Raw genomic sequence first — 18067 nt, 5'->3', positions numbered from 1 at the left:
CGGTCTCCTCCTACCTCTTGTACGTAGTGCCCCGCGCTGCTCTTCCAAGTAGAAGGAACGCAAGCCCCAGGGTCAGCAATATGATCAAGAAATACACCCATATCAACGCACTTGTAGGACCGTACTGTGTTGGGTTGACACTCGCGATAATTGGATTTCCAGGAAAAGTAAACAAGTCTACGACCGTATACACAGTGTTCAAAAGAACAAATGGCATCATCGCTGGTAGAGTTATTTTCCAGAATACTTCCCATGGATTTGCTCCATCAATACGAGCCGCCTCGTAAACGGAGGATGAAATGGTCTGTCTTCCTGCCAGGAATAGCAGAATCTGCACCCCGGAGTACCATAGAATTAGAACGAATGAGTTTAATACAGCAACAATCGGCGTAGACCATGAATTTGGCAAGTATTCCGAAAGTGTGGTTGAAATAGAGTACTGCTCTAGAAATCCAAGCTGCCCCTTACCTTGACTCAAGAACCGTTGAATGACGTTCCCTGAAGAGAAGATAACCGGTAAAAAGAACACAGCTCGGAAGAGACCTCTACCAAAAAACTTTTGATTCAACATGATGGCAATCATAAACGAGAAAATAACGATGATTGGGATCATGAATAATATTTGTCGTAGAAATGGAAGCAATTGATCATAGAACACGCCTCCATCTTGGAACAAAATATTAGAGTAATACTTCCAGCCAACAAATTCATGGAGAATTCCATTCCCCGTAATTCGGACACTGTGAAAGCTCATGTATAATGAATAGAAGAGAGGGAACGAAACGAATAACAGGAAGCCAATAATCCAAGGCAAAATGAGCATTATGCCTTCATAGCGCTGCGTAAACGTATTCCTCATTCGGATCCAGCTGCTCATTGTGCCACGCTCCCTTTTACAACGATGAAATCATTTCCCGGGACATGATAGCCATCCACGCTTATCTGCTCGTTATTATAGTTCACGATAATTTTCTGACCATTTTCATATACCGTTTCCTTCACATTCCGAGCGATGGTGCGATTACTCCTGATAAACTGATCTTGAACGTCGCCTAGCGCTTCACTAAAACGTTGGTACTCCTTCAAGAGCGAAGCTTCCCATTCATCAAAATTCAAACTATATTGCCAGACGGAGTACGCTTTCTTCATCTCCTCAGTCTTCGCATAGATCACGCCAAAGGTGGGGGCTGCTCCGTATTCAATGCTGCGCAAGAAATCTTTCTGGTACTCATCTCTTGAATTTCCCCAATTAAGGGTGTAGGGGATGATACCATGCAGCGCTATTTGAGAGAAAGGTACCGCTTCATCCAAGAACAAATCGTATGAATAATCTCCAGGAATACGCCGTATAGAAGATGTATTGGACAATGCATACGCATTACCATTGCCGATCGAAACCGTTGGTAGATTGGTTTGAATGGTATTCATAAATTCCTTCTGTATTTCCTTAACCTTTGTTCGGTTAGCATGATATCGGCGATTGTAATCACTATCTAAATAATCACCGAGCCCCATCACGGACAATCCATCAATTCCTAGAGCCTTGAATTTACTAATATTGCTCTTCATCCGATCAAGTGAAATCTGTGGACTAACCTGTGCAACCTCATCATTCGATTGACGACGTTTGAACTTGAGGATCGTCCCCGCTTGGTCCTGCAACGCTTCACTTTTCGGATTAAAGTTTTTTCCATCTGTGTTTAATTGGTAGTTAACCTCTAGAAGAACCTTATCTCCCTTAGACTTCGCATATTCCGCAAAGCTTTTCATCCCTGCATTCCCGCCTAAGCGCTTATCAACCTGAGCGCCAAACCCATACGTGCTTACGCCCCCATGCTGCCATCCCTGATACGTAACAACGACTTGCGGAATACCTTGCGCATGGAGCCGCTCAAGAATCAACTTTGCTTGATCTGTTGTTGTCCCGGTAATGAATTTGTTCTGAAGGAAACCTTTCTGTGAGTCGCCACCGATAATATCCAGATACAATGGCATCGAGGAATTGCCCGTAGTTAGCTGCTTCAAGCCTTCGACTTCCATCAGATATTGGCGATATTTCGCTGCCATACCGGAATAATCGCTCGAAGCTTTCGGAAGCAGATAATAACGAACAGAACGATTCTCACCAAATTTGACTTTACTGTAGGTCGTAAATCCTGTCTTTCCATCATTCGATGTCGGCTGGTAATAAGGAAGTCGATACGCCTGTTCAATCGTCGCCCAAGCGTATTTGCTATACACACCGGATGGTGCCGCATAAATATAGCCATATTCATCCCCTTGGTCCGCTACAGCTAGAATTCCGTTGTCTTTAGCTTTGATGCCATAAATTGGCATTGTAACGGTCCTGCGATTCGTAAGAGCTGAAGTGAACGCCATATCCCCGCCATAGATCGGCTCCTTATATACACTACGTTCGTTTGTCATATTATCTTTGATGTTATAAATGGCACCTGAACCATCTGGCAGCAAGATATACCCCTCTTGCCCATCAGGCTGTGCAGCCCCCATGAACGGATAGACCTTTAAGCTAAGCAGCGAATCCTTTCCCGCTTCTACAATGCCTGTATCAATGATCTTTGTCTCAACGTAGTCATCCTGAATACGAACTTCAACAGGAATGATCATGTTCGTTGTTGGTAGCACGAACGTGACCGCGAAGCCATTATCGATCTGCTTCCAGCTCGTGATGCCACCTTTTTGAGACAATAGGCTACTGACCATCACTTCTAACTTCTTGCTGGTATCAATCGTCTCCATCATAATTGGGGAGAGTAAGTGACTGCGCCATGTACCACTAATCTTTTCCTTCTGCCAATCTGTCGGATTCGGATAGGAAGTGATCTCATGCCCATCTCGTTTATCATCTACCTTGAAATGTCCTGAGTTCTTATCTGCGTAAAGAACAAGCGTATCGTTCTCAGCGACCTTTACGAAATCCGCATCATGAGGTAACTCCCCATTAGTACTTGCGGCAAGCTTTAAATTGGCAGGCATGACAGACTTCACTGCTTGCGCTGTATCCGTTGTTGAGCTACTCGAATGCGTCCATAAATAAATCCCGATAGTAGCAACAATGATGACAGTAACCACCCAAGGGAGCAGCTTTAACGGCTTGATATCTTGTAATCTTAATCCTGTCACCGCACTGACACCTCCTGAACGATGGAATAGACGAAGCTGCGAAGCTCAGTAGTTAGACCGAACAGAATGAAACATAACACCCCGATAATGAGCATCGTACCGGCTGTATACAGCAAATTAATGGCTGTCTCGCCTACGGTGTAATTTTGAACCGTCATAACCTTCCAAATTAGCAGTAGGAATACCCAAACATACATGCCTGAATGTATAAATTGGTAAATCGAATCTTCCGTTAACGACAGCCCATGTGAGATAAGCGTTAGTGGAAGACCGACGACAATAAACGGTGCAAGTGCGTAGGCACTGCCAACAAATACATCTGTAAAGCGTCCTTCCCCACGCATAATACTGCTGACAAGATAATTCGAAATGACCCAAGCGATCCATACAATGATGAATTGAAGAAATACAGTAACCGCACTTAGTGATTTAATCGCTTCCATGTTAAACGAAAAGCTCGTATATGCTCGAGATATCGCATAGGAAGCATAGGCTAGAATCAGAATCACAAACGCACTCAAGTAGCTACCTTTATACTCATGTCGAAGCATGTAGAAGCCATCAACCGGATGTCGTAGAACATACAGTGAATGTTTCAATTGCCCTAAGAAACGAGATCGTATATGTAAGCTAGACCGTCGAATCTTCTGAAAAGCTCCATATCGTTTTACTGCAAGCCTATAAGTCAGGTATAGAATAACGAGTATAATGAAGATGTTCATGAACAATCCAAAGCGATCTTGCAACCATTTCAGGCGAATTTGCCAAAATGAATTTGAATATCCTTTTTGAACGCCTGCATCATAATACATCTTCTTCGCTTCCACATAATCTCCACGAGAATAAGCAGCTTGCGCGAGTCCTAGCATAGCTGGCGTATAGAAAGCGTTCAGATGCAATACCTCACGCCAAATGGGTTCTGCATCCTTATATTTACCGTCAATCGTCAAGTTGTTCGCTTTGTAGACAAGTGCTCCGAACTCCGTTTGACGGAATTGCTGAATCAAATTCGCATTGTTATCCAAAATATAAATTTCATTCGTAGAGTTAATATCAATGGCTGCCGGGCTCTTTACAATTCCCAGCTGCGTTGTATTCGGACTAGCATCCCCAGACCAGAAAAATAGCAGATTACCGAATGCATCATATTGACTGACAACCTTCGAATCACTGTCAATAACCGAAAAGTTACCTGAGCTGTCGACTGCGATATCTTTCAGATTCGGTACCTGAATTACATTTCGAAAACGAATTTCGCCAAATGAATTATTTGCTTCACCGTTCGTTGTATCCGTTCCCAGGAAATTCTGACCTGCAGAGTTGAGCTTCTTGACCTGTTCCTCTTTCATTTCCAGCCCATAAGATACGGTATACACAAAACCGCGCTTGTCGATATTGACGTTATTAATGGCTGGTGGAAGCTTGGCATTCTGCTTCTCATACATCGCTTGCGAATAAATCTTGCGCTTCATGGAATCTAGTAACGTGAATGGCGCTTCATTGGCAGCAAAGAATCTTACGAAATTGCCATCTGGATCAAGCTGAAGCAGACCGTTATAGCTTCCTAGCGATACGATATATAGATATCCTCGCTTATCTACAGCCACTTTAATGGGTTCAAAACGATAGCTGTCGGAGATAAATCTGGATTTTGGAAGCTTATATTCCTTTAACATATTTCCTTGCTGATCCAGCATAACAACCCTTGCATTACCGGTATCAGCGACGTAGAGATCACCTTTATCGCTTACATATATCCCTTGTGGACTAGATAATGGTGTTCCCTCCAATGCAGGCAAGACATGATCGAACTTACCATCTGGGCTAAATACAACAATTCGACTATTTCCTGTATCCGCAACATACATTCGGTCTTGTGAGTCTATGAATAGATCGCTAGGCTGCATGAGTGGTGATAGGACCTTCTTCGTAGCATCCTTCGGATCAGGCACAAAAATATCTCGGCCGAGTACCTGCTCCGGTGCAAATGCGGCTTGTGTCCATACAAGAGACCCCTTATCACTACGGTAATTGGTTGAATAAGGATAGTCGGCGGATGCAACCGCCGGATAACCGACCCATACGAGGCACACGGCCAGAAAGCCCCACAGGAGACGAAATAGTTTTAATTTTACCGGCTTCATAATTTCTCCTCCCGCGGAATCATTTAATGCCGGAATGGGCCATCGTGGCGATAACCTTGCTTTGGAATACAAGGAAAATCACCAAGTTTGGTATAAACATAAACAGTGCAGCGGCGGCAACCGCTCCCTGTCTTGCAACACTATTGGCCATATTCGCTGTCAGTGTTTGGACAAAGTAAGGAAATGTCTTCATCTGTTCGCTCTGCATAAATAATGTGGATGACTCGACATTACCCCATGCGGTCTGGAACGAGATAATACCAATGGTCGCAACGGCTGGAATAATAACGGGTACAACAATACGTAAGAACACAACAAATTCCTTCGCACCATCCAGTCGTGCGGAATCAAGCAACTCATCTGGAATTTGATCAACAAACTGCTTCATTAGGAAAACGGCAACAGGAACGGCAACCATGGGCATGATATGTCCCCAGTACGTATTCATAATGCCTAAATTGCTAACGACGAGATAACGTGGAATAGTAACTGTTTCTGGTGCAAATAACATGGTCAGCATAATTGTTGCGAATACAAGCTGGTGACCCGGGAATTTATGTTTCGATAGTGGGTAAGCGCATAATGCACTGACCAGGGTCACGACAATAACGCTTAGTACAGCTACGGCCAAGCTATTAAAGATATAGCGCGTAACGGGTACAACTGATCCGGACGTGATGTTGAATAATTCAATAAAGTTCTGCCAAGAAGGTTGGCGCGCCCATATGGTAGGCGGATACACGAACAACTCATCATACGGCTTAAACGCATGATTAAAGATATAAACGAGTGGCAATAACATAAATGCACTAAGAACAATAAGCAGCAATGCTATCCCTTTTTCGAAGCGACTTAATCGGAACAATTTGGATCGTCTGCTGAATTTGAGCAGCTTGCCTTTAGACGCGACTTGCATCGTTATTCATCCCCCTTCGAACCGAACAAACGCCAGCAAAACTTATTGGATAAATACATAAGCAACAGCAGGAACACAGATAAGGCACTCGCGTAACCAAGCTCGAAGCGAATAAATCCATAATCGTCGATCTGGTTAATAATTAAATGTCCCGAATACTGCGGCGTTGGATTCATACCCGAGAGCTGAGTGCCGATCCCACCTGCTTTAAAGGTCCCAACAATCGCCATAATCGCACCGAAGAGCATCTGCGGCTTCATGGACGGAATCGTAATATACCAAATTTCTTCCAACCTCGATCTTATTCCGTCGAGCTTACCCGCTTCATACAACTCTGGATTTACATTCAGAATCCCTGCCATCATCGCCAGAAATCCAATCCCCATACTGGACCACAATGTGACGACAATCATGGATGACATTAAATGATCCTTGCTCGTTACCCACAGCACAGGCTCCTTAATAAATCCCCAATCAAGTAAGAAGCTGTTCAAATAACCAATTCGGTCACCGCTGAGGAGCGGGAGCCAGACAATCGTCATGGCAATCCCGCCCATGAGTGAAGGTGAATACATGGCTAATGCAAACCATTTGCGCCATTTTCCTGGCAGTAGGGTTATCAACCATGCCAGCATGAACGATGCCACATACCCTAGTGGTCCTGCAATAATCGCGAACTTGAACGTATTCGGCAATGCATGTTGTAAGAACAACAGATCGCCCGATATCATGTATCGAAAATTGTCCCAGCCTATAAATTTCGGTGACTCGAGCGAGTTATATGACGTAAAGCTAAGGGCAACCGCTGCTACAACGGGAATGAGTATAAAAAGTATGAAACAGATCATAAATGGTGCGATGAATAGGTAAGATAGCCGATACCGCCAAATTTCTTTTAACAATAGAGAGAACTTTCCTTTCGGGCGAACTGCGGTACTGGGGATGTAATTTTTATTTAAGATTTCCGCATTACTTTTCGACATATTTGTCCACCCCTTCCCACGGTTTATTCACGACAGGTAGTTCTTGCTTCCGAAGGATATTACCGTTCGCATCCACGGTTCCGAACTCCACCATCTTCCTACGCATCTCAACATCGATCGCATCAATAGCTGTTTCAAGTGAACTACGATAATTGATCCCATCAACTACGGTACGGTTCCATGCATTCTGTATCTCGCGGTCTAGGAAGTAACTGCCCGGTACATTCGGAATTTCCTTATACCAACGCCATTGTTCCAGAATACTGTTCAAATCTTCCTGCTTCCAAGGTAGATGAACAAATGCTTCCACGTTAGACGTATTCCAGCGGAATGATGTACCATTGATCGTCTCCAGATCCGAACCATACTTTTCTTGTATATCCGCTGAAGTCCACCATTTCAGGAACTCCCAGCTCTGCTCTGCTTTCTTCGTTCGTTTGAAGATAACACCCGCTTGCTCTGTACCACCCATCCATCTGGCGATTTGACCATCTGCTTGCTTCACTCCTGGGATCGGAGCAATCCCCCAATATCCATTCAGTTCAGGAGCTGCAACCATAAGTTGGATATACATACTAAAGTCTGAGATCCCAATGGGTATGGTGCCACTACGAAACGACTGATAAAAGCTCGCGACTTGTTGATCAACGGCGTAAACATTGTTAAGATCTGTCCACTCTTTAAACGCCTGGTACCCTGCTTCTGTACCTAATCCTGTCTTCATTCCGTCTGGAGTGAAATACTCGACTCCATTCTGATAGAAAAACGGAGTATGCTGCGTCGGCATCATATTCATGTTATTCTGTTGCAGAATTGGCAACATGTTGTAGACATCTTCCCATGTATTCGGAACTTTGAGTCCGAGCCTATCAAGAATATCCTTGCGGTAGTACAGCATTGAGAAGCTTTGAGTCTCAGGAATACCATAGTATCCTTTGTTGTAATAGAACGGCAGCCATGTCCCTGGTGAGAAGCGCTGAAAGACCGAATCGAAATCGGAAAACTGTGTTAAATCTAACAAGCCATTCCGAATCGCATAGTCAAATGGCAATGTTTGCGGTAACCCAAGTGCGATATCTGGCGCCATACCAGCAGCATTCATCAGCACGAGCAGGTTCGTGTCAGGCAACAAGTTAACCTTTACCTTTATGCCTGTTTGCGTCGTGAATTCCTCATCCGCCAGTTCTTGTAGCTGATTAATATAATCCCGACCGCGTAGTACCCAAACATTCAACACGGATTCATCCATATCCCCGAGATCTTCCTTCGCTTGGAAGGAGTAGAAAAAATTAATAAAGGAGCCCTTCACTTTTTGGAAGGCGGTTGCTATCATCTTCGGAAACGGTTGATCGGATGGAACGATGTAAATCCGGTCTAATCCAAGCGGTTGATTTTTGAGCTGCTGCATGTAATCAGCTACTTTACCTTGCATGGTCACAAAGTTATCGATGTTATAAGGAATATTGCTAGGGCTTGCTAGCATCGATTCTATATCCTTCAACGTTGTGTATAAGCCTTGTGTGACACCATCTTTTCGCCCATTTACTTCAACCAATCGCTTCTGTACACTCCCCAGTTTCTCTGAGATAGCTTGAAGGCTCGTCGTGAAGCCAGGTAAGTCTTGATCCATCTTCCATGTTCTATTCGTATCCTCAGAACCACCGGTCAACGCCTTTAAATCTTCACCAAGCGACATGAGCTTACTCACGATCTCCTCAAGCTCAGTCATCAGCTCTTTCACGGGTGCCTGAGTTACCTGCATGGAAATGGTGTTCGTCCCTTTTTCTAAATAGAACAAGTAAGGCTGATCGTTGTCATCGGTGATCGGAATACCTTGCCAACCTGACCCATAAGGAAACTGATAAGCCATCATTTCGGAGAACGGAATTTCCCCGTTAATGCGAATCGTTCTAAAGGTCGATCGATTGGAAGAGAAGTTTTGCATGACGCGAAGTCCAATTTTATAGTAACCGCTTTCAGATACATCGAATGACCAGCTGATCTCACCATTTCCTGATGACCAGCGTGATCCGTCAACCGAATTGTATCGGATCTTCCCGCCTATATAAGGTGTAGATTCAGTATCGTTATCATATTTAAGTCCAACGGAGGAAGCACTTTTCCAATCGGACTTCTCTGCCTCAAGCACAATCGGTGCTATGTTTGCACTTGCTGCGTTCACTTTCGGCCTGGACTTACTTACCGTCTGAAAATCTAATATTTTCTCTGGAGCAGTTAACTCAATAGTGGATAAGGTCATCGGCTCATTACTCGTAAAACGAAGAGTATGCTTCCCAGGCGTCAAATACCATTCCAATGGTTCAACATATGCGCCTCCTGAGTCACGAAGCGATGTTGTCATCCAGCCGCTGATATCTACTGACATTGGACGGACTTGGTCACCGTTAGCATCAAGATTCAGCTTATCCGGGTCCTTCCAATGGCGATCCAGCGAAATCGACTTGGATTCAAGGAAGTCGTTTTTACCATCCATTGTAGTATTCAATAGAATAGCTCTCTTGTGAGTATTATCCGTTACCGGACGGTAGGTTAGATTCATTTGATACAGCCCAGCTTGGGTAACGTTGAACTCATATTCGATCCACTCATTATTCTGAATACTCCAGTTCAGAACATTGGATTTGCCATCAACATCACTTACTTGAACATGTGCTCCATCTGAAGTGCGGACATAATCTGTTGCTGATATGATCAACTTGCCATCATGATCGCTTGTTGCGCCGGATTTCTTCCATTCCGCCAGCTTATCAAGAAAATAGGGTTCGTTCGTGTTATCTGAATTAGTCTTATGCTGCTCCTGGTCTTTCGCAACTGATGCTTCTTGCTGTTGGTCAGAGGACTGTACTGTGCTATTCTCAGCGTATCCTGAAGCCGATGATAGCAACAGAACGAGAACGAGAGCCAGAGTCAGACCGATACTTGCGCGCCATCTCCTAAGTGCCCTTAACATCCATCTCTCCCCTTCTCATAGTTCATTCGTACATTAAGTTTTCCGTAGTATCCTTGTCAAAATAAAGCGCTTTCGACATATTGAGAGCGACAGTGATCGGTTCGTCCTCGTTGTAGTCAATGCCAGTAAATGTACGGACAACTAATGATGCATCCGTCCCAATGTTAAGATACAAATAGGTATCAGCACCCATGAGTTCTGACAGCTTAAGTGTTCCTGTGATTTGGGATTGTGGATGACGGTCCACCAATTCCGGATCTACGTATACATTTTCACAACGAAAACCTAGTACGACTCGTTTGTTTACTTTTCCGTGCTTCCGCAGCAGTGGTATATGCTCGTCTGCTATCATTAAGTAGTTACGCTTAGTCTTTAAGTGAAGCTTCCCACCTTCTGCCTCTTCAACCTTTCCTTCAATAAAATTGATCGGCGGTGTACCGATAAAGCCTGCGACAAACATATTCTTCGGATTGTTATAAATTACACGCGGCGCATCCACCTGTTGTATGAGACCATCCTTCATTACAACAATTCGATTTCCCATCGTCATTGCTTCAACCTGATCATGCGTTACATATACCGTTGTTACACCGAGCTGTTTATGGAGTCGAATAATTTCGGTACGCATATGTACACGAAGTTTGGCATCTAAGTTCGATAATGGCTCATCCATCAGGAATACACTTGGCTTGCGTACAATAGCTCGGCCAAGAGCAACACGCTGACGTTGACCCCCTGATAACGCTTTTGGCTTACGATCTAAATATTGTTCTATCTCAAGAACACGTGAGGTGGATTTCACCGACTGATCAATCTCATGCTTCGACTCCTTGCGCAATCGCAGACCGAATGCAATATTCTCATACACGTTCATATTCGGATACAGTGCATAGTTCTGAAACACCATCGCGATATCTCGGTCCTTGGGCGGTAGATTATTCACAAGCTTATCGCCTATATACAGCTCCCCGGAAGTGATATCCTCTAGTCCTGCAATCATCCGAAGTGTTGTTGATTTACCACAGCCTGATTGCCCAACCATCACAAGAAACTCACCGTCTTCAATTTCCAGATTGAAGTCTTTGACAGCATATAGCTTGTCTTTTCCATACCGTTTCTCCACATTCTTAAGTACAATGCGCCCCATGGCGGCACCTCCGAATAATAAGGTTATGATTGCAAGCCAATCCTGAATGGATCGCTATGTACTACAACGTCGAATCCGCAATGCTAAATATGGCTTACTAGGAAGCTGAATCGTACAATCCCCTGTAAACCTCCCTTCAATTCGTTCGATTGTCATGCTCCAAGTGTTGATTATTTCTGCTTCATATTCATTCCCTTCCGGCAATTGAACCGGTCGAAGAGCTGGACGATGAATCCCGAAATACAACAAATAGTATTCACCTTCTACGCCTAAAGTCGGTACGTCCTTGATCGAATCAATAACTTTGAGTTGTCGTGGCGCTTCTTCAAAGATCTGGCGAAGAAATCCGATTCGCTCCGAGCTTGTTCCATGCAGCTTGCCACCATGCGACCACCAAATGATGTTATCTTCGTGCATATACGTCTCTCCATGACCAACGTAAGTGCCACGAACCATTCCTTCCCAAAAACGATGCGTCATCTCTTCTCCCGTAATGTTGCCCCAGCGGCGAGGAATATCTCCTTCATAGCAGCACTCGTCAACAACAACGGGCTTCCCATATTGCTTTCGGATCGTATCTGTTGCCATTAGATCCCAGTGCTGAAGGCTCACATGATCAACCCATGACTTAGCGTGATCATACAGATGAAGCGATGATGGATCATACATTTTCGTCCCGTTATGAATGGAGCGTAGATGCTGGTAAGGATCATATTGCTGAACGAGTTGAAACAATCGATCCCAATCCTCAGGCTGCTTCTCCGTCATGAAATCATATTCATTTGCGAGCGACCACCATACGTTACGATAGGCAGACAATCGTGCAATCACATAGCGGAGATACGATTCATCCTGCTCTCCACTCATTCGGTCGAAGCCCCAATGACCTTTGTCATAGGGGTGAAATAAGATAATATCCGCTTCTATACCAAGCTCACCGAGCTGCCTAATCCGATAATCAAGCTGCTGGAAGAAGCGAGGCTCAAACCGTTCAAGATCAAAGCCATGCTCCTTCGATCCCCGAAATGGAAAGAGCTCCGGCTCAACCATATTAAACGCATACCTTTTCGGAAATATGCACATGCGAATTTTATTAAAAGGTGAATGTTCAAGCTCCTGAAGCGTAGCTTCTTGTAAGGATTCATGCTGATGAATCCAGGCGTAGCAAGTAGTTCCGAATGGCATATAGGATGTGCCATCTGCATATTCGAACCCGTACTGGGATCCAACTCGGACCATACCATGATTAGAGCTGCTGGCCTCTACACATTCAAATTGTCCATGTATAGCATTCAGCGACGGAGCATTGCTTCTGGTTGAGAACAACCATGTGCCAACGCTATCTGGCATGAACCTGATGAGGAATACATTCTCTCCATCATAGAATCCATCTACCTTGACCTCTCGGTCCCCGATCTGGAATGTGGCCTCCAGCCGGACGTCGCGAAATGGTTTCTCTGGTATTTCGCTGGATTGTAAAGCGGTTTCAAAAAGAGCCCAGCGTTCTACCTTCGTATCTTGTTTCAAGCCTCGTCTCTCCTCCTAGCTGACCGGTGGACCCCTTAAGAGCACTACCGACTGTAAATTTACTACATTATACAATGTGAATTTTTCTATTTTATAGGTGATTAAAGTCGTTTCTATAGGGTGATGCAAGCGCTCACAATAACCTCAGCTCAGATGACCTATATAATAAGAAAAACCTCATCTACCGCTCGGTCCTTTAAAGATCTGGAGTAAATTCAGGCACTTCAGCATGGGTAGCCCTTTCTATTCTACCTTGGAGCTTTCTTCTACTTTTTCAATGCCAAGTACATCTGTAATCTTGAACGCTATCCATCTACTCCTACGTAGAGAGGGACGGACCATATTGCACTTATTTTCTAATAACAAGCCCATTCCAGGGTGATTTGAGGCGAATAACGGCGAAGTCTCGTTTACGTTACCGTCGGCACATTGTGTTCGGTTTTTCGCATACATTTGGCTCGTTTACGTTACTGGCGGCACATTGTGTTCAGTTTTCCGCATACATTTGGCTCGTTTACGTTACCCGCGGCACATTGTGTTCGGTTTTTCGCATACATTCGGCTCGTTTACGTTACCGTCGGCACATTGTGTTCAGTTTTTCGCATACATTTGACTCGTTTACGTTACCGTCGGCACATTGTATTCGGTTTTTCGCATACATTTGTCCGTAAGCTCGACTAAAACATGCATTTTGGAGGAGGTCCGCCCGGTCCGTTATACATCCCAAAGAGGCGTGTGCTTAATTAAAAGCAGGGCTCACTATGACCTCTCTCATCAAAACGCATTCGTCTTAAAATATTTGGCTCCATTTCAAAAAAAGCAAAAAAGATCGTCCCCCTTTTTCGAATAAAAGGGAGAACGATCTTTTTCTAATCTTTGCTATATCGGCTTAGTGCCGCTCTTTATTCTGACGAAGCCAACGGAAACTCTAGATCCTGCGTGCTCTTCCGATACTGCCTCGGCGTTACACCCGTCTTTTTACGAAATAACGCATGAAAAAACTTCATATCCTGATATCCAACCTGATTCGCGGCCTCCTGAATCGAAATCTCGGTTGATTTCAATAGCTCGCAGCAGCGTTGTATACGGATATTTTGCAAATACTGCATAAACGTAACACCTGTTGTTTTCTTGAATAGTCGTTGAAAATGACTAGCACTCATAAATGAACGCTCCGCTACTTGTTGAACTGTTATATTCATTGCAAAATGCTCGTTGATATATTGGATGGCGTTATCCATGTTAGTTACGGGCGTCGAAACCAAGCTATCATCACATTCGTAGCGCTGTAGCATGGCAAGTGCCTGAATCAATTGACCCATGATTAGAATCTCATAACGATGACCTTTATTAATAAATTCCCTATGCATACTGTGCAATAAGTTTAAGAACTTATCAAACTTATCTTGGTAATACAGCCTCTTTAATGAAGAAGGCGGTGATTCGTACAAAAATTTGTACAGCATCGAGGATTCACAGACGGAGGATCGCAATTGCTCTAGCAAGCTAACGCGAAAAATACAATTATAGATCACAAGCTGCTTATCCCGAGAGGAGGGCCGAAAAACATGAGATGTTCCAATCGGGATGACGAACAAATCACCGCGTTTAATTTGGATCATTTCATCCTCAATGTAATGATAGCCAGTCCCTTCCTCTACATAGCTAATTTCAATAAAATCATGAGTATGCTGTGAAAGCGAAAAAGACTCCATTTCTCGATTAACGAAAATATCAAATTTAGAATGAAAGAACTTTTCTCCACGCAATTCTATTACACGCCAATCCATATTTATCACCTCAATCGTTGTGTAGGTGAATCTCATGAATATATACAGTAACTATAGCAAATTATTACAATTAAAGCGATTACAAAAGATCTTCTTCCTCAAGAACCACTAAACTAGCATCCTTCCGACCCTTGATCCAATCCTCTGTGAATTGTACGTACTTAATCGCTTTCCGCAAGAAAGAATACGCCGTATGAATGATACCATCCTTCGTTTGTATTATACATGGATAAGAATAGCCAATCTGGAATTCTCGATATTCCGCATCAGAGATCTGAATATTTCTAATATAGGGCCATGTTGCTCCACCGTCTTCCGACACTGCGATAGTCAGTGGTGTGCGTAGCGGCTTTTTACGCCATTCTCCTTTTCTTTGTACCCAGCGATGTTGATCTCTTTCCATGGTGGAATCATTATAGATAAGAACTAAATCCCCGTTCGTAAGCTGTGTCATCTGGACAGAGGAGTTGTTGTTCGGTAGTGCAGTTTTGATAGGCTGGCTCCAGGTTCTACCAAAATCGGTTGAGGTGCTGCTATAAATGCGATCCGCTTGACGACTACGGAAAACAGCAAATAATGTCCCAGGATGACGTTCCACAACACTCATCTGAACGCGATGCTGAGCGCCCTCAACCTCGTATTCCTTCCACGTTGCACCCTGGTCACTTGATATCAGCACAACACTATAATGTCCTCCATCCTTACAATAATAACAGGGAAGTAGCCATTCTCCGTTGCTCATGGCCAGGATTGGACTGCGAAGGAATAGGCCAGGTCCTTCATGCAGAACACAACGTTCGCCCCACGTACGACCACGGTCTTCCGAGATACGGAATATAATACGGGATGTGCGCTGATTATGCGGTTCGGTTGACGTATGAAGAAGCCAGATTCCGCCGTCTGGTGCTTGGAAAACAACTGGATTCTGCTCCGAGCGCTCGAGGTCAGATGCAACTTCGATAGGCTCCTCCCACCGATTGCTACCTGCCGGTAGTCTCGACAGCAGTACATTCGTATCTGGATTGCCTTCACCACTTCCTGAGAACCATACGCATAACAAATCCCCATTATCTAGTTCTAGCATATTGGCAGAATGACTATCTGGCTCATACCTGATCGGTAGCAGTGCTTCCGTTAATTGTGAATCCTGCTCCGATTGCCGTAGAATCCCATCGTATCGGTCTGTTAGTTGCATCGCTCTAACTCCTTTACATGATTATTTATTCCATGTCAGTGGTAGCTTGACAGCTCTTAACTGCTCTTCCTTATTAATGAGTTGACCATTGAGATAGATTCTGTAGCCGACTTCAATACCTTCTGGATAGCTACTTAGACCCGGTTTGCCGTATGTAATCCGAATGTCTTGACCAGCTACCTTCACCTGATCAAGTTCGAAATAATCTAGCCCAATATCAAGCGGATCCAACTGAATACCATCAGCAGTAATAGATAGCCCTGCCACATGGCTAATAATTAAATCAATATAGTACGAATGATTATATTCTTGTTCATCACTAAGCGGCTCGCCTGTTTCACTGTTATAATGCTCAACAAGACACGGCTGGGTTAAATCGCGATTCTGGAAATGCAGGAAAGAATATTCCCTCAAATCCTTCGCAAATGCCTCATCATACTTGTGATTATTCCGCTTACTCTCCCTCGCTAGCGCATCGAGTATAACAGAGTTGGTATAAGGCCAGGTCGGTCCGTTCCACATACAGCCATTGCGACCTTTTACAAAATGACCGAACCATCCACCTTCCTTCGAATAAGCGATACTGTCAGCGGCAACCGTAGGATATCGACAGCCTGTAGCGAATTCTTTCGGATTCAACAAATGCTGCAAAAGTCCATCGTGTCGATCATCCAGCATCCCTGCCCATGCAGGGTAGAAGCCGACAATATTTTTAACGAGTGCCTTCTCATCCGTCTCATAGTGTAAATCGTAGAAGAAATCCGTTGTATCATCCCACATTTTCTCCAACACATCGTTCTTAATTCGATCTGCAAGCTGTAAATATACTTCTGCTTCCTGATCCCCAACCAACTCGCAGAGTCGTGCCACGCCGGTGGCATTCAAGTAATGATAGACCGTCCGGTCGACTCGCTTCACATGCGTATACGTCTCCGGATCCTTTGGATTACGAGGGTAGTTATGGAAGTACCAGTAACTCGGCTGATATTCCTTCCCCGTGCGAGTATGTCGGTATTCTGTCATCAAATCATCATGTTCGTTACCATACACCTCTTGCCAGCTGGTGAGCTGCGCCTTCAGACCTGGAAGCGCATTCAAAATTACTGTTTTATCTCGGTGTATAAGAAACAAATTGTAGGCTGCCCACCCAATATAATTGGCAAAGGAGTGCATTTGTTCATCCACTGTTAAGCAGGTGTACATTCCATTCTCGGCAGGAGTCTCCTGCATGTTATGTAGCGCACCAATACTTGCAGTAGGATCATGATGCCATTTAGCATCGGTCAAATGCAGTGGAACAGATAAGTTAATTAGCTTACTGAACTCCCAGCCACCTTTTGTAAAAGGTTTTTTCGTCTTCTTATGAGAACGTCCTTCGTAAAATAAAGGATGCTGGAGCAAGCCATATTTCGGATCTGCCATGTTGTGACGGAGTAAAAACCATCGATACAACCAAGTTTTATTCAATAATGGATCATTGGAGTTAAATTTCGGTGCGCCCTCGAACCATTGTTTATAAACTGTCCGCTGTTCTAATGATGCTTGATCAAGGTTAGCCGTAAACTGTCTAATCGCTAGCGATGCACGGTTCAACAGTGTCTCCTTCTTATCTTGTGAGCGAATTCCTAAAGCTGTTACAATGATAAAATCCTTCGTCTCACCAGGAGCGAGTCTTAATCCTTCGAGTAACAATGAGGTGTCACTTAATGCGATGCTCGCATCTATATCGAAGGTGTAGAAGGGAATATCATATCCGCCTTGCAGAGCGGTGTCCCCATACATAACAAACTCAGGGGGCGCTTTCAACTGTAGCAACAGCTCTCGATCCGACCGGTTCGTCCAGGATTGGCAAGATATAGCGCAATCTTCCCACGTAATAAACTTCACTTCCGCATACTGAAGCGAATCATCCTTATAGGTCATTTGAAGCTGGCTTGGATACCAATCAGTTGATGCCGTATCCATGTTGAATGTTTGCCCATTCACTAGAATAGTAAATAAAAGTGGAATATTAACTTTGTGAATGAAGTCAAATCGTCCGACAAATCCAGGAGCTGCCTCCACATAATCTGCCCATAAACGTGCGCCAGTAGAACCTAGCAGAAGACTACCAGGAACGGTACGTAGTGACTTCCTTCCAGCCTTCAGCTCTTCATCAATCATGCGAGAGTATCTCCTTCCATCGCTTCCTATTCAATAGTATATCGATAGATGATTTACTCTACCTCGGGCTTAACGGGGGAATTTATA

The 18067-nt window shown here is 44.2% G+C and carries 11 protein-coding genes; all 11 read right to left on the bottom strand.

Annotation, left to right across the window (positions count from 1 at the left end; all coding sequences use genetic code 11):
* Positions 1 to 10 precede the first annotated feature (10 nt).
* The 11 genes from NSS67_RS10765 to NSS67_RS10715 all read right to left on the bottom strand — a co-directional run bounded on the left by NSS67_RS10765 (position 11) and on the right by NSS67_RS10715 (position 17980).
* Positions 11 to 877 (bottom strand): sugar ABC transporter permease, encoded by an 867-nt coding sequence (locus tag NSS67_RS10765; protein ID WP_339319519.1) that lies wholly within the window; start codon positions 875 to 877, stop codon positions 11 to 13.
* Entirely contained in the window at positions 874 to 3144 is a 2271-nt protein-coding gene (locus NSS67_RS10760) for a DUF5696 domain-containing protein (RefSeq protein ID WP_339319518.1), read from the bottom strand. The genes NSS67_RS10765 and NSS67_RS10760 overlap by 4 nt, the downstream gene beginning before the upstream one ends.
* On the bottom strand, positions 3141 to 5288 hold the full coding sequence (locus NSS67_RS10755; RefSeq protein ID WP_339319517.1) for a YIP1 family protein: 2148 nt from the start codon (positions 5286 to 5288) through the stop codon (positions 3141 to 3143). Before NSS67_RS10755 ends, NSS67_RS10760 begins: the two co-directional genes overlap by 4 nt.
* Positions 5289 to 5307: 19 nt before the next feature.
* Positions 5308 to 6204, bottom strand: coding sequence for a carbohydrate ABC transporter permease (locus NSS67_RS10750; RefSeq protein WP_339319516.1), 897 nt, complete (start codon positions 6202 to 6204; stop codon positions 5308 to 5310).
* A gap of 2 nt (positions 6205 to 6206) precedes the next feature.
* Positions 6207 to 7187, bottom strand: coding sequence for a sugar ABC transporter permease (locus NSS67_RS10745; RefSeq protein ID WP_339319515.1), 981 nt, complete (start codon positions 7185 to 7187; stop codon positions 6207 to 6209).
* A complete protein-coding gene (locus NSS67_RS10740; protein WP_339319514.1) occupies positions 7174 to 10158 on the bottom strand; it encodes an extracellular solute-binding protein in 2985 nt (994 codons plus the stop codon). Before NSS67_RS10740 ends, NSS67_RS10745 begins: the two co-directional genes overlap by 14 nt.
* A 22-nt stretch (positions 10159 to 10180) precedes the next feature.
* The gene (locus NSS67_RS10735; RefSeq protein ID WP_339319513.1) at positions 10181 to 11305 is read right to left on the bottom strand and encodes an ABC transporter ATP-binding protein; all 1125 of its coding nucleotides are present in this window, start codon (positions 11303 to 11305) and stop codon (positions 10181 to 10183) included.
* Between the two features lie 54 nt (positions 11306 to 11359).
* Positions 11360 to 12832 (bottom strand): DUF5605 domain-containing protein, encoded by a 1473-nt coding sequence (locus tag NSS67_RS10730; RefSeq protein ID WP_339319512.1) that lies wholly within the window; start codon positions 12830 to 12832, stop codon positions 11360 to 11362.
* A 902-nt stretch (positions 12833 to 13734) separates the two neighbouring features.
* Positions 13735 to 14622, bottom strand: a complete 888-nt coding sequence (locus NSS67_RS10725) for an AraC family transcriptional regulator (protein WP_339319511.1) — start codon at positions 14620 to 14622, stop codon at positions 13735 to 13737.
* 79 nt (positions 14623 to 14701) lie between these two features.
* Complete coding sequence (locus NSS67_RS10720) at positions 14702 to 15817, bottom strand: sialidase family protein (RefSeq protein WP_339319510.1); 1116 nt, start codon at positions 15815 to 15817, stop codon at positions 14702 to 14704.
* 21 nt (positions 15818 to 15838) lie between these two features.
* Positions 15839 to 17980 (bottom strand): hypothetical protein, encoded by a 2142-nt coding sequence (locus tag NSS67_RS10715; RefSeq protein WP_339319509.1) that lies wholly within the window; start codon positions 17978 to 17980, stop codon positions 15839 to 15841.
* Positions 17981 to 18067 lie beyond the last annotated feature (87 nt).

This window comes from Paenibacillus sp. FSL R10-2734 (assembly GCF_037963865.1).
GTDB lineage: Bacteria > Bacillota > Bacilli > Paenibacillales > Paenibacillaceae > Paenibacillus_AQ.
The sequence above is the reverse complement of the archived record's forward strand: the minus strand, read 5'-3'. Positions and strand labels throughout refer to the sequence as shown.